Annotated in this window: 12 protein-coding genes and 1 pseudogene; 8 read left to right on the forward strand and 5 right to left on the reverse strand. The window is 72.9% G+C overall.

The window, feature by feature from the left end; translation table 11 throughout:
* The first annotated feature begins 19 nt into the window (after positions 1-19).
* From QRT05_RS12175 to QRT05_RS12195, 5 genes are all read left to right on the forward strand, one after another.
* Positions 20-715: an AzlC family ABC transporter permease gene (locus QRT05_RS12175; RefSeq protein ID WP_289447542.1), complete on the forward strand. Its 696-nt coding sequence runs from the start codon at positions 20-22 to the stop codon at positions 713-715.
* Positions 712-1,032, forward strand: coding sequence for an AzlD domain-containing protein (locus tag QRT05_RS12180; protein WP_289447543.1), 321 nt, complete (start codon positions 712-714; stop codon positions 1,030-1,032). Before QRT05_RS12175 ends, QRT05_RS12180 begins: the two co-directional genes overlap by 4 nt.
* A 128-nt stretch (positions 1,033-1,160) precedes the next feature.
* On the forward strand, positions 1,161-1,763 hold the full coding sequence (locus QRT05_RS12185) for a TIGR00645 family protein (protein ID WP_289447544.1): 603 nt from the start codon (positions 1,161-1,163) through the stop codon (positions 1,761-1,763).
* Positions 1,763-2,320: a GNAT family N-acetyltransferase gene (locus QRT05_RS12190; protein ID WP_289447545.1), complete on the forward strand. Its 558-nt coding sequence runs from the start codon at positions 1,763-1,765 to the stop codon at positions 2,318-2,320. Before QRT05_RS12185 ends, QRT05_RS12190 begins: the two co-directional genes overlap by 1 nt.
* A gap of 66 nt (positions 2,321-2,386) precedes the next feature.
* Positions 2,387-3,373: a LacI family DNA-binding transcriptional regulator gene (locus QRT05_RS12195; RefSeq protein WP_289447546.1), complete on the forward strand. Its 987-nt coding sequence runs from the start codon at positions 2,387-2,389 to the stop codon at positions 3,371-3,373.
* 37 nt (positions 3,374-3,410) lie between these two features.
* On the opposite strand, the gene QRT05_RS12200 is transcribed toward QRT05_RS12195, so the two are convergent.
* From QRT05_RS12200 to QRT05_RS12210, 3 genes and pseudogenes are all read right to left on the reverse strand, one after another.
* Positions 3,411-6,758, reverse strand: a complete 3,348-nt coding sequence (locus QRT05_RS12200; RefSeq protein WP_289447547.1) for a glycosyl hydrolase — start codon at positions 6,756-6,758, stop codon at positions 3,411-3,413.
* 139 nt (positions 6,759-6,897) lie between these two features.
* The gene (locus QRT05_RS12205) at positions 6,898-7,374 is read right to left on the reverse strand and encodes a hypothetical protein (protein ID WP_289447548.1); all 477 of its coding nucleotides are present in this window, start codon (positions 7,372-7,374) and stop codon (positions 6,898-6,900) included.
* Positions 7,374-7,535: pseudogene (locus QRT05_RS12210) on the reverse strand (dihydrodipicolinate reductase C-terminal domain-containing protein); the annotation flags it as partial. The pseudogene QRT05_RS12210 and the gene QRT05_RS12205, both read right to left, overlap by 1 nt.
* On the opposite strand from QRT05_RS12210, the gene QRT05_RS12215 reads away from it, so the two are divergent.
* Positions 7,485-7,715, forward strand: coding sequence for a hypothetical protein (locus tag QRT05_RS12215; protein ID WP_289447549.1), 231 nt, complete (start codon positions 7,485-7,487; stop codon positions 7,713-7,715). The pseudogene QRT05_RS12210 and the gene QRT05_RS12215 overlap by 51 nt on opposite strands.
* A gap of 84 nt (positions 7,716-7,799) precedes the next feature.
* Here QRT05_RS12215 and groES read toward each other — a convergent pair whose 3' ends face one another.
* Positions 7,800-8,096, reverse strand: coding sequence for a co-chaperone GroES (groES, locus tag QRT05_RS12220; protein WP_191788170.1), 297 nt, complete (start codon positions 8,094-8,096; stop codon positions 7,800-7,802).
* Between the two features lie 213 nt (positions 8,097-8,309).
* Here groES and QRT05_RS12225 point away from each other — a divergent pair, with 213 nt between their 5' ends.
* Together QRT05_RS12225 and QRT05_RS12230 are read left to right on the forward strand one after the other, a co-directional pair.
* The gene (locus tag QRT05_RS12225; protein WP_289447550.1) at positions 8,310-9,491 is read left to right on the forward strand and encodes a class I SAM-dependent methyltransferase; all 1,182 of its coding nucleotides are present in this window, start codon (positions 8,310-8,312) and stop codon (positions 9,489-9,491) included.
* A complete protein-coding gene (locus QRT05_RS12230; RefSeq protein WP_289447551.1) occupies positions 9,491-10,639 on the forward strand; it encodes a glutamate--cysteine ligase in 1,149 nt (382 codons plus the stop codon). The genes QRT05_RS12225 and QRT05_RS12230 overlap by 1 nt, the downstream gene beginning before the upstream one ends.
* Position 10,640: 1 nt before the next feature.
* On the opposite strand, the gene QRT05_RS12235 is transcribed toward QRT05_RS12230, so the two are convergent.
* On the reverse strand, positions 10,641-13,205 hold the full coding sequence (locus QRT05_RS12235) for a PKD domain-containing protein (RefSeq protein ID WP_289447552.1): 2,565 nt from the start codon (positions 13,203-13,205) through the stop codon (positions 10,641-10,643).
* Between the last annotated feature and the right edge of the window lie 73 nt (positions 13,206-13,278).

Consider the following 13,278-nt stretch of genomic DNA (forward strand, 5'->3'; position numbering starts at 1 on the left):
GCGTCGTAGGGTGGCGCGCATGACCGACGACGCGCGCCGCGCCGCGCTGCGCCAGTCGGTGTCCGTGGCGGTCGCCACGGGGCTGTACGGCATCTCGTTCGGGGCTCTGTCCGTGGTCGCCGGGCTCAGCACCGCACAGACGATGGCGCTGAGCCTGCTGATGTTCTCCGGCGGATCCCAGTTCGCGTTCATCGGGGTCATCGGCTCGGGCGGCACCGCGGGGGCCGCGATCGCGACGGCCGGCCTGCTGGGCGCCCGCAACGGGCTCTACGGTCCGCAGGTCACGCCGTTGCTGGCGGCCAACGGCTGGCGACGGCCGCTCGCGGCACAGCTCACGATCGACGAGTCGACGGCCGTCGCGACCGCGCAGGCGGACCCGGCCGCGGGCCGGCTCGGCTTCTGGTGGACCGGCATCGGGGTCTTCGTCATGTGGAACCTGTTCACGCTGCTCGGTGCGGTGCTCGGCGACGCGCTCGGCGACCCGCGCCGGTACGGGCTCGACGCCGCCGCGGCGGCCGCCTTCCTCGCGCTCGTGTGGCCGCGCCTGTCGGGGCCCGGCGCGCACCTGAGCAGGCTCGTCGCCGGTGGCGCGGTGGCCGTGGCGCTCGCGCTCACCCCGTTCACGCCCGCCGGCGTGCCCGTGCTGCTCGCGGCGGCGGTCGCGATCGTCGTCGGTGCGGTCGCCCCCGTGCGGCCGGTGGAGGCGCGCACATGAGCCCCACCGCCACGTGGCTCGCGGTCGTCGCGGCCTCGGCCCTCGTCTTCGGCCTCAAGCTCCTCGGACACCTGGTGCCCGAGCACTGGCTCGCGAAGCCGCGCGTCGCACAGACGGCGGCGCTGGTCACGGTCGCGCTGCTGTCGGCACTCGTCGCCGTCCAGGCCGCGACGATCGGCCGCGAGCTGGTGGCCGACGCGCGGCTGCCCGCGCTCGGGGTCGCCGCCGTCGCGCTCATGCTGCGCGCGCCGTTCATCCTGGTCGTGGTCCTTGCGGCGGCGACCGCGGCAGGCCTGCGCGCGCTGGGCATGAGCTGACGGGCACCATTCGCCCAGGCCGCGCGTTGGGCGCAGTGCCGGGCACGTCCCGCACGCCTGCCTGACCGTGCCCGGACGCCCGACGACGTCGCGGCCGCGCCCCGCGGCCCCCGCCACGAAGGACCTCCATGACGAGCACCTCGCCCGCACCCACCCGCGGCTCCACCATCGGCTCGCTGATCTTCCTGTCCCGCTGGCTCCAGGTGCCCCTCTACCTCGGGCTGATCGTCGCTCAGGCGGTCTACGTGTGGCAGTTCATGAAGGAGCTGTGGCACCTCGCCGAGGGCGTGTTCAGCGGGCACGGGATGACCGAGGGCGACATCGTCATCGCGGTCCTCGGGCTCGTCGACGTCGTGATGATCGCGAACCTGCTCATCATGGTCATCGTGGGCGGCTACGAGACGTTCGTGTCCCGTATCCGGCTCGACAACCACCCGGACCAGCCCGAGTGGCTCTCGCACGTCAACGCCAACGTGCTCAAGACCAAGCTCGCGATGTCGATCATCGGGATCTCCTCGATCCACCTGCTGCGCAGCTTCATCAAGGCCGAGGAGACCGTGCAGCAGCCGAACGGCGGCGGGGCGCTGCTCTGGCAGACCGTGATCCACCTCGCGTTCATCGTCTCGGCGGTCGCTCTGGCCTGGATCGACAAGATCTCGACCAAGCACCCGCCGAAGCCGAACCCCGGCACAGTCCCCGTGCCCGCCCCGGTTCCCGCTACCGTCGCCTAGTGCCCCTCTTCACCGACCACGCCGACGTCTCGGTCCGCCCCGCGGTAGCGGGCGACGAGGACACCATCGCCCGCGTGCAGCTCGCGGCCTGGCGCGACGAGCACGCGCAGGTGCTGGGTGCCGACACGCTCGACCTGCTCGACGAGCGCGCCGTGGCAGCGCAGTGGGCCACCGCGATCACCGCCGCCCCGCCGGGCCACCGCGTGCTCGTGGCGTGCGACGGGGCCACGGTCGTGGGGTTCGCGGCCATCGCCCCGGTCGCGGGCCCCGACGATACGGCGGCGCCGGGCGGCGTGATCCTCGCGCTCGAGGTGCTGCCGGCGGCCCAGCGCGGCGGCCACGGGTCGCGCCTGCTCGCCGCGGCGGTGGACCTGCTGCGCGAGCAGGGTGCCGACCAGGTGCACACGTGGGTGCTCGACGGCGACGACGCCCGCGCGCAGTTCCTGCGCGGCGCGGGTCTGGGCCCCGACGACACGTCGCGCGAGCTCGCGTCCGGGACGCAGCCCGACGGCAGCCACCGCGTGGTCTCCGAGCACCGCTGGTGGGCCGCGATCTAGCGCCGCTCCCCGCTCCCCGGCGACTAGGGTGAGCCCGAGCGTGCCGATGGTGGCGAGGGAGGGACCGTGCCGCGGTTGACCAGTGCGGACGTGGCGCGCGAGAGCGGCGTCTCCCGCACGACCGTCAGCTACGTGCTCAACGGCAAGCGGGACGTGGCCATCCCGGAACGCACGCGGCAGCGCGTGCAGGAGGTGGCCGCACGGCTCGGCTACACGCCGTCGGCGGCGGCCCGCACGCTGCGGTCGGGGCGCAGCGACCTGGTGCTCTGCGTGGTCCCCGACTGGACCATCGGCCCGGTCATCGACACCCTGCTCGACCACCTCACCACCGAGCTCGCCGACCGCGGTCTGTCGGTCCTGGTCCACCAGGACCGCGGCCCCCGCCCCCTCGCCGAGCTCTGGCGGGCGGTCACGCCGTGCGTCGTGCTCGGCCTCGCGCCCTTCGCGGAGCAGGACCTGCTCGCCATGCAGCAGGCCGGGATCCAGGTGGTGGGCAGCACGCTGGACGACGACCCCCAGCCCCGGACCTTCTCCGTCCCCCAGGTCGAGATCGGCCGCCTGCAGGTGGAGCACCTGGCGGCGCGCGGTCATCGGTCGATCGCCTACGCGGCCCCGAGCGACGACCGGCTGGCTCCGTTCGCGTCGCGCCGGCTCGCCGGGGCGACGCAGGAGTGCGAGCGGCTGGGCCTCGCCCCACCGGTCGTCCGGGCGGTCGACCTCGACACCGGGTCGGCCGCCGCGGCGGTGCGCGACTGGCGGGCGGGCCCCGCACCCGTGACGGCCGTGGCGGCCTACAACGACGAGGTCGCGCTCGCCGTGCTGTCCGGCCTGCGCGCCGAGGAGCTGGCCACGCCGCAGGACGTCGCCGTGATCGGCGTCGACGACATCCCGGCCGCTCGGCTCGCCGCGCCCGCGCTGACGACCGTGTGGCAGGCCGTCGACGCGCAGGCGAGCTATCTCGCGGCGGCCGTCATCGCGGCGCTCGACGAGTCGGCGGACCCACCCGTGCGGCCGAGCGACGTCATGCACGTGGTCGCGCGGGACTCGACCTGACATCGCCGGTCCCGGACGGCGACGTCAGGTCCGAGACCTACGAGAACGTGAACCAGTTGACGTTGACGAAGTCGGCGGGCTGGCCCGAGTCGAACGTCAGGTACACGGTGTGCGTCCCCGTGGTGCCGGTGATGTTCGCCGGGACGGTCCGCCACACCTGCCAGCCACCGGTGCTCGCGATGGCGAAGCTGCCGATGGACGGGCCCGTGAGGCTGTCCAGGCGGACGTTCACCAGGCCGCTGACACCTCCCGCCGCGCCGGACGCGACGCGCGCGCTGAAGGTCGTGCGCGGTGTGCTGCCGAAGCTGACGCCGTCGAACCGGACGTGGTCGCCGTTGGCGATCCAGGCGACGTCCTGGCCGCCGTCGACGTCGGAGGTCGGCTCGGTCGCCACGCCCGCCATGCCGCTGTAGGACTCGGCCTGGATGCGCGAGGTCGCGTCGATGCCCGTCGACGCCGCCGAAGTGGTCACGGACACCGCCGGGCTGGCGGCCGACCTGTTGCCCGCGGCGTCGTAGGCCCGCACCGTGAAGGTGTACGCCGTCGAGGCCGCCAGGCCGGACGCGGTGTACGTGCGGGCGGACGTGGAGCCGACCACCGCGCCGTTGCGCAGGACCTCGTAGCCCGCGACCCCGACGTTGTCGGTCGATGCGGACCACGTGAGCGTCGTCGCGGACGAGGTCGTCCCCGAGGCCCCAAGCCCGTACGGCGCCGACGGCGCCGTCGTGTCGCCACCGGCGCCCGACGTCGTGACGGACACCGCCGCGCTGCTGGCGGACCGGTTGCCCGCGCCGTCCAGCGCTCGGACCGTGAAGGAGTAGGTGGTCGACGCGCTCAGCCCGGACGCCGTGTAGCTGGTCCCGGTCGTCGTGGCGAGCACCGTGCCGTTCCTCAGCACCTCGTACCCTGAGACCCCCGTCCCTCCCGAGCCGTCCGTCGAGGCCGACCACGTCAGGTTCGTCGCGCTGGAGGTCGTGCCTGACGCCGCGAGGTTGGTCGGCACGGACGGGGCGGTCGTGTCCGCGGGAGCGGACGCGTTGGAGCTCGCCACGGAACGGGCCGGCACGGTGAGCCTCACGCCGGTGGAGAACGTCACGGTGGTCGCCGTGCCGCTCATGTTGGCGGCCTGGTACGTGCGGACCCCGTCCTTGACGAAGACCGCGTGCAGCGGCGTGTTCGCCGTCACCGAGCGGTCGACGGTGCCCAGCCCGGACAGGCTCTTGAGCCAGTAGAAGGTGTGCGCCCTCGACTCGCCCTCCTCCACGGCGTACGAGCTCGCCTGCGCCCGGAACTGGGAGAGCGCCGTCGCGGCGTCGGCGAGCGCCTGGTACTCCCAGATGATGTCCTTCCACACCGTCGCGGGCCCGCCGTTGTTGCGCTCGAGCTCGGCCAGGTTGCGCCGGATGTAGGCCGGGTCGTAGCCGAGGTACAGGTGCCCGGCGGTGCTGGGCAGCAGGTTGATGCCCTGGATCATCTCGGGCTCGGCGCTGAACCAGGTCGAGTACGCCCCGCCGTCGCCCCACACCATCCCGACCGTCGAGTGGCCGAACGCTGCCGGGAACGCCTCGTCGTCGGTGTCGAACCAGTAGTTCTCGATGGCCGACGCCTGCGTCGTGTAGAGGTAGATGCCGAGGTCACGGACCGTCTTGTTGTTCGTCGCCTGGCCCCACTGGATCAGCCCGCTGGCGAAGTTCATGCCCTCCGACGACGACTCCTGGTTGTTGCCGGCCCCGAACGCCCCGTGTCCTGCGGCCCAGTCGTGGCCCGCGTAGATGTCGAAGTCCCGCAGGAACGGGAACCGGGTGTCGGTGCGGTCCCAGTTCGCCGCGTCCTTGATCACGGTGTTGACCATGCCCCCGTACGCGGAGTCGGCGGCCCACGCCGGGTCGAACTCCGCCACCGTGGCCGCACCCACCACGTAGTAGCCGTAGTGGAAGTGGTGGTCGTTGAGGTCGGTGTCCGAGCCGTACGACGCGGGGTAGCCGATGAGGGTGCCCCACGGCTGGTTGTACCAGAACGAGCGCGTCGTCTCCCCCGGTGAGGCCGTCATCCAGTCGGTCAGGCGCGTCCGCATGGCGCTCACGAGCCGGTCGCGCGCGGAGGTGCTGCCGGTGAGGTTGGCCAGCTGGGCGACCTGCGCGATCCGCCCGAAGGCCTTCCCCGTCCAGTACGTGTCGTCGCCGAACCCGGCGAACGGGTCGCCGGACGCGACCTGCTCGACGTATCCGGCAAGCTGGCTCGCGTCGGCGGAGCCCGCGGGGAAGCCCGTGTTGGCCAGCTGCGGAAGCACTCCGTGGAAGGTCGTGACCGTCTGGAACTGCGAGCTGCCGACGACCACCCGCATGGGCCCTCGCGGTGACACGTACGAGTACCCGCTCGCGGTGGCGCCGGCCAGGTGGTCGCGCTGGTGGGGGTACAGCGCGTAGACGGTGCCCGTGCCCGAGCCCTGCCGCGCGACGGTCGTGAACGCGTACGTGGCCGTCACCTTCGACGTCGCCTCGTCGTACGACCAGGACACCTTCGTCCCGGTCACGTGGTTGTGCGCGTACGGCGCGAACGCGTCGAGGGCCGCGACCCGGTCGGCGTTGGTGCTCCCGGGCTTGGTGGGCAGGACGGCGACGGAGAAGAACGTGCCGCCGTTCAGGCTCGAGGTGATCGTGCTCCCCGAGACGGTCCAGGTGGAGCCGGTCGGTCCGAACGCCGCGTAGTCGTGGCCGTTGATCGTGTAGCCCACGGCACCGTTCGCGTTGGTCCAGACGGTGGGCGCCGCGGCGCCGGTGAGCGTGGCGTTGCCGCCGGTCTTGGTGGCGTACACGAACGGCAGCCCGTGGCCGAACGTGGTGCGCAGGCTGCTCGTGCCGTTGGTCCAGAGCTCGCTCACGGTCCAGTCGGAGTACGCGTCCACCTTGCCGTCCGCGTCCAGGCCCGCGATCCCCAGCCGGAAGTCCTCGGCGTACCCGTAGTGGTACTCGCCCACGCCCGTCGCCGTGCCCGAGATGCTGGCCGTCGTGGGGTAGCTCACGCCGAGGCCGTTGGTGAACGCGTGGTACGCGAGCGGGTGCGCCATGAGGTTCTCAGACACCGACGCGCAGCTGAACTTGCGCCACAGCAGCGACGTCCACCAGTCGTTGGTGGGGATCGCCCCCGCGGGGAAGTTCGCCGTGACGTGCGCGCGCGGGTTGGTGACCGGGGCGTTGTTGCACTCCGTCGGTACGGCCCCGCCCACGGGCGTGCCCTGCGCGTAGCTGCCCGACCCCACGTCCACGGCGCCCGCGCGGGTGGCCGGGAGGACCAGCGCCTGCGCGAGGAACGCGAGCAGAGCGCCCACGAGGATCATCGCGAGCACGCGCGGGCGGTGGAGCGTGGTTGGTGCGTGAGCGGTCATCGCCGTCTCCCCTGCGTGCGGATCCGGTTCCTCACCGTTGAGGGGATCCGTCCTGGTGACTCGTGTCACCTGGATGAAACCTCAGGTTCACCGCGAATTCACCCAAAGTCAAGCGTTCGTGCTGCCGCCCGGGGTCGGCCTACCGCTCGGGAGCGCCGCCGCGGTAGAGCCGACGAGCCGTCCGCAGCGACTCCCGGGCCCGGCGCCGGTCCCCCGCCGCGTCGTAGGCGAAAGCCAGGTGGTACCAGGAGCGCCAGTCGTCCGGCGCGGACTCGGTCACGTCGCGCACCGCGTCGAACGCCTCGCGGGCGACCGCCCGGTCGATCCGGCCTCCGGGCGAGCGTGGCAGGTCGTCGACCGGAAGCTCGCCGGCGGCGGCGAGCTCGTCGGCCATGCGCTGCACGTCGATGGCGAGCATCCACTCCCGCACGATGAGCCAGATCACCACGAGCGGAAGGACGAGGAACGCGACGCCCAGCGCGATGCCGATGGCCTTGCCGGTGCCGATGAGGGCGATCGCCCGTGCCGCCACCAGCCACACGTACAGCGCCAGCAGGCCGGTCAGCGTGGCCGCGCCCGCTACCGCGGTGCGCCGGGTCCGGACGGACTGCGCCATCAGCCGAGGTCGAGCAGGTGCTCGAGGCCGACGGTGAGCCCGGGGCGCGAGGACACCCGGCGCACGCCGAGCAGCACGCCGGGCATGAAGCTCACGCGGTCGAACGAGTCGTGCCGGATGGTCAGCTGCTCGCCCGCGTTGCCGAGCAGGAGCTCGTCGTGATCCGGCCGACGGTCGAGGGCGACCCCATCCTGACCTACTACCGCGCGAGCCCGGGCGTCGACGGCATCGAGGTGATGTCGGACAACACGGCGGACCGGTTCCGCGGAGAAGACTTCGATTACCAGGTCTGCACGTCGATCGACGCGACGCAGCTCACGACCGGCTGCCGGGACGCATAGACGCCGACGGCCCCCTCGATGCCGCGTCGCGAGGACGGGCTCCGAGGGGGCCGTGGGCCGGTACCCGAGCGGGTACCCGTCAGATCACTTGACGACGACCGCGAGGATGTCGCGGGCCGAGAGGATCAGCAGCTCCTCGCCGGCGTACTTGACCTCGGTGCCGCCGTACTTGGAGTAGATGACCTTGTCGCCGACGGCGACGTCGAGCGGGACCCGGTTGCCGTTGTCGTCGATGCGGCCGGGGCCGACTGCCAGGACCTCGCCCTCCTGGGGCTTCTCCTTGGCGCTGTCCGGGATGACGAGACCGGAAGCGGTCGTCGTCTCTGCCTCGAGCGTCTTGACGACGATCCGGTCCTCGAGGGGCTTGATGGAGACCGACACAGCGGACCTCCCCTTCGCGTGTGAGTAGTTCAGCGATGTGGGTGCGCATCGGGCCACGTCGTCGCGGGTGCCGGGACCTGAGGCGCGTTGGCACCCTCACGTGGAGAGTGCCAGCGCCCTCACTCTAGGAAGGGGTTAGCACTCGGTCAACCCGAGTGCCAGCGCCCTGCGCGAACGCGCTCGTGCGAGGCGTCCCCGTGGAAGGATCAGCGCGTGGATCCCGCCGGCCTGACCGCCCTGCTCGCGCCCGACGGCTGGGCGCTGCTGTCGGCGCTGCCGCCGTACGACGAGAAGCTGGCGATGGTCATCTCGGAGCGGCTGCGCACCGAGGGGATCGACCCGGTGCTGGTCGCGGCGGCGCTCACGCAGTCCCGGCTGCGGGCCAAGGCGCACGCCAAGCTCGGTGACTTCGCCGACGGCATGCTGTTCACGCAGGCGGGACTCGAGCAGGCGACGCGCCTGGAGGTGGGCGCGCACCACGCCCGCCGGTACCGCGACGCCGGGCTCACCCACGTCGCCGACCTGACGTGCGGCATCGGCGCCGACGCGATGGCGTTCGCCGGGGTCGGCCTGCGCGTCACGGCGTCCGACGTCGACGAGATGACCGCCGCCATCGCCACCGTCAACCTGCGCCACTTCCCCGAGGCGGTGGTCCGGCACGGGGATGGGCTGACGCTCGACCTGGCCGGCGTCGACGGTCTCTACGCGGACCCGGCCCGCCGCACCTCACGCGGCGCGCGGGTGTTCGACCCCGCCGCCTACGCGCCGCCCCTGGACCAGGTGCTGGCGCTGCGCTCGGCGGTGCCCGCTCTGGGTCTCAAGCTCGGTCCCGGCATCCCGCACACGGCCCTGCCGGACGACGCGCAGGCGCAGTGGGTCTCGGTGGACGGCGACGTCGTCGAGGTGGGCCTCTGGTTCGGCCCGCTCGCGCCGGAGGGCCCCGGCCGCTCGGCGCTGCTGCTCTCGGGCGGGCAGGCGCACGTCGTGGCGCCGGGACCCGACGGCCCCGCGCAGGTGGCGGTCGGGCCCGTCGGGGACTACCTGTACGAGCCCGACGGCGCCGTCATCCGCGCGGGCCTGGTGGGCGACGTCGCGGCCCGGGTCGAGGGCCGGCTCGTCGACGCCACCATCGCGTACGTGACCTCGGACGCCCTGCACGATGACCCCGCCGCGACCGCCTACCGCGTGCTGGACACGATGCCGTTCGGCCTCAAGCGCCTGCGCGCCTACCTGCGCGAGCGCGGCGTGGGGCGCCTGACCATCAAGAAGCGCGGCACGGCCGTGGTCCCCGAGCAGCTGCGCAAGCAGCTCGACCTGCGGGGCGACGCCGCGGCGACCGTCGTGCTGACGCGCGTCGCCGGCCACCAGCAGATACTCGTCGTGGAGGAGGTGTGATGGCCACGCCCGTGCAGATCCCGTTCGCCCAGTCCGAGCGCTCGACCGTCGGCATCGAGTGGGAGGTCGCGCTCGTCGACGCCGACTCCGGCGACCTGCGGCAGGCGGCCCAGACGGTGCTCGAGGCGGTCCGGCCCGACGACGGCACCGAGCACCCGCACATCACGCAGGAGCTGCTGCGCAACACCATCGAGGTCTCCTCCGGCAAGTGCGTGACGGTGCGCGAGGCCGCCGACGACCTGCAGCGCGCGCTCGACGAGGTCGCCGCGGCGGCCGCTCCGCTGCGCATCGAGCTCATGGGCGGCGGCACCCACCCCTTCGCCAACTGGGCCACCCAGAAGGTCAGCGACAAGCAGCGCTACGCGACGCTGATCGACCGGACCCAGTGGTGGGGCCGCCAGATGCTCATCTACGGGGTGCACGTGCACGTCGGCATCGAGGACCGCGCCAAGGTGCTGCCGCTGTCCCGCGCCATGCTCACCGTGTTCGCGCACATCCAGTCGCTGTCGGCGTCGTCCCCGTTCTGGGCCGGCAAGGACACCGGCTACGCCTCCAACCGTGCGCTGCTCTTCCAGCAGCTGCCCACCGCCGGGCTCCCGTTCGGCTTCGAGGAGTGGGGGCAGCTCGAGCAGTACGTCGGCGACATGATGCACACGGGCGTGATCGACCAGTTCAACGAGGTGCGCTGGGACATCCGGCCGGCTCCGCGGTTCGGCACGCTGGAGATGCGGATCGCCGACGGCGCGGCCAACATGCTCGAGCTCACGGCCATCTCGGCGCTGACGCACTGCTTCGTCGAGCACTTCTCCACGCTGCTCGACCAGGGCCAGGCGCTGCCCACCCTGCCGGCGTGGTTCACGCAGGAGAACAAGTGGCGCTCGGCCCGCTACGGCATGGACGCCATCATCATCACCAACGCCGCCGGCGACGAGGAGCTCGTCACCGACTCGGTCGCGCACTGGCTGACCGTCCTCGCGCCCGTCGCCGAGCGGCTCGGCTGCGCGGCCGAGCTCGAGCAGGTGCGCGTGATCCTGCGGCGCGGCGCCTCCTACCAGCGCCAGCGGGCCGTGGCGCGCCGGAACGCCGGCGAGCTCGACGCCGTCGTGTCCTCCCTCGTGGCCGAGTTCAAGGCCGGCCGCCCGCTCTGACTCAGCCCAGCCCGACGGCCTTCACGTCGTCGTAGGCGAGCGCCAGCGGGCCCGTGGTCGCGCCCGAGCTCAGGTAGGCCGACACCCGGACCGCTCCCGGTGCCTGCAGTGCGGCGAGGGAGTCCGAGGCCGTGCTGGTCCAGCCCGCGGGCTCGGTGGTCCCGTCGCGCCAGACGCGCACACGCAGCGCGGTCGGCGAGGTGCCCTGCACCTGGAGCCGGACGTGCAGGGTGAGACCGGGCCCGAACGTCCCGGCGGGCAGCGTCGTCGTGGTCAGCACGGTCGAGCCGCTCAGCAGGCTCAGCTGGGTCGAGCCCGACGCGAGCAGCTTCAGACGCGCGGAGTAGTCCGTCGACCCGACCAGCCGGCCCGTCACGTACAGGTACGCCGTGACGTCCGGCTGGGCCGCATAGGTGACGGTGGTGTGCAGGTCGGTCGCGGTGGACGCGACACCCGGGAGTGCGCCGGTCAGCGTGGATCCCGACGGCACCTGGATGCGGCCGACGCCGGAGCCCACGGAGAAGCGCGCGGCGGAGTTCACCGTCCAGGCGCCGCCGACGTCCGCGGTCCCCCACCCGCTCGCCACCGTGCGCCCGAACGCGTCGGCCGCGAGCGCGGAGCTGGGCTCCGCGACCGTGACCTGCCGGGTGGTGCTGGCGGTCGCGCCGTCGTCGTCGGTGACCGTGAGGCCCACGGTGTAGTCGCCCGCGGACGCATACGTGTGGGTGGCCGCGGTGGTGCCCGCGGTGGCACCGTCCCCGAAGGTCCACGCCCGGGACACGATCGTCCCGTCGGGGTCGCTCGAGGCCGCCGAGTCGACCGCGACCGACAGCCCGCTGGGCGTCGCGACGAAGGAGGCCTGGGGCGGCTGGTTCACGGGGGGCGGCGTCGTGCCGACCTGCGTGACCAGGACGTCGTCGAACGAGGACACGAGCGCCCCACCGGTGGTGGTCCCGCTCGCGTACGTGGAGAGGCGGATGCCGCCCGGCGCCTGGAGCCCGCCGGTCGCATCGGTCGCGACCGCCTGCCACGTCGTCGGCTCGACGGTGCCGTCGCGCCACACCCGCGCCCGCAGGGCGGTCGGCGCGGTCCCCTCGGCCTGCACGCGTACGTGCACCCGCATGCCACCGCTCAGCGCGAAGCCCGGGCTGACCGCGCCGGACAGCGCCACGCCCGCGCGGAACAGCTGCAGCTGCAGCGCACCGGTCGGGGCGACCTTGATCCGGGCGGAGTAGTCCTGCGAGCCGACCAGTCGGCCGGTGAACGTGAGGTAGGCGGTCACGTCGGGGACACGGTCGAGCGCCACCGTGGCGTGCAGGTCCGTCGCGGTCGACCCCAGCGTGCCGAGCGTGGACGTGAGGGTCGAGCCCGGCGGCGTCGCCTGCCGGCCCGTTCCGTCGGTCACGGTGTAGCGCGAGGCCGCGCCGGCGTGGGTCCACGGGCCGCCGATCTCGGACGAGCCCCACCCCGAGGTCGTCGTCCGGCCGAACTGGTCCTTCGCCAGTGTGGGCGGGCCCATCGGCCCGGTCCCGGTCATGTCGTACGGGAGCACGAACTGGCTGTCGGCATCGGTCTCGGAGGCACCGAGCGACGGCGAGTAGGTGAACGCCCTGATCTCGTCCGCCGCCGGGTCGAACGTGTAGTAGCGCAGCCAGCCGTTGCCCCCGTTGGCCCGCTCCTGGTAATCGCTGACCACCTGGTGCACGGGCGTGCCGCACGCGTTGTCGTCGGTGCGCCGCGCCTCGCCCAGGTCACCCGCGTGGAAGTGCCCGCTCACCACGAGGAAGATCGAGCAGCTGGTGGACACGAGGTTGTCCCACAGCTCCTGGCCGCTGTTGCCGCCGTCGGCCCGGATCACCTGCGCCGAGCGCTGACCCGTGAGGTCGAGGAAGCTGTGGGTCACCAGGATCGCGCGGCGGTCGGGGTAGGCGGCCAGCACCCGGCGCGCCCAGTCGACCGCCGCGTCCGGGGGCGCGTACTCCAGGCTGAGCACCAGGAAGTCCATGCCGCCCGCCGAGAACAGCGAGTAGCTGTCCGCGTTCTGCCGGTCGATCGCGTCGGGCCCGAACTGGTTCTGGCCGAGGTAGCCCCCGTACGAGGCGGTGGGCGGCGTCCACGCCGCGCCCGCGTACCGGCTCACGGGGAAGTACTGCCCGTAGCGGATCAGGGCGCCGTTGCTCATGTCCATGTCGTGGTTGCCCGGCACGACGCTGGTGGGCACTCCCGCGGTATCGAGCATCCCCCAGTAGTCCGACGCACGCTGCCAGTTGGTGGTGTTGGACTCGAACTCGACGATGTCGCCCAGGCTCGACACGAACGCCGTGCCCAGCTGGGCCCGGGTGTCGAGGATCCACTGCATCTGCTGGCCCATGATCGGGTGGTTCGTCACCGACTTGGTGTAGCCCTGGGTGTCGGGCACGACGACGAACGTGAACGGCGCGGGCGGGTCGTCGGCCACGGCCGGCGCGGCACCCGCCGCGGTCAGCGCGAGCGCCCCGGCCGCGAGGCAGGCCGCGACGAGGCGACGGGTCGAACGCCGGGCGACGGTGCCCGCGGTCCGTGGCATGGGCGGCTCCTGACGGCTTCCAGGCCACGGTCCACCCGACGTCGGAGGGTGTCAAGATCCAACCAAGTCGGAC

The organism is Cellulomonas edaphi, assembly GCF_030362815.1.
Taxonomy (GTDB): domain Bacteria; phylum Actinomycetota; class Actinomycetes; order Actinomycetales; family Cellulomonadaceae; genus Cellulomonas; species Cellulomonas edaphi.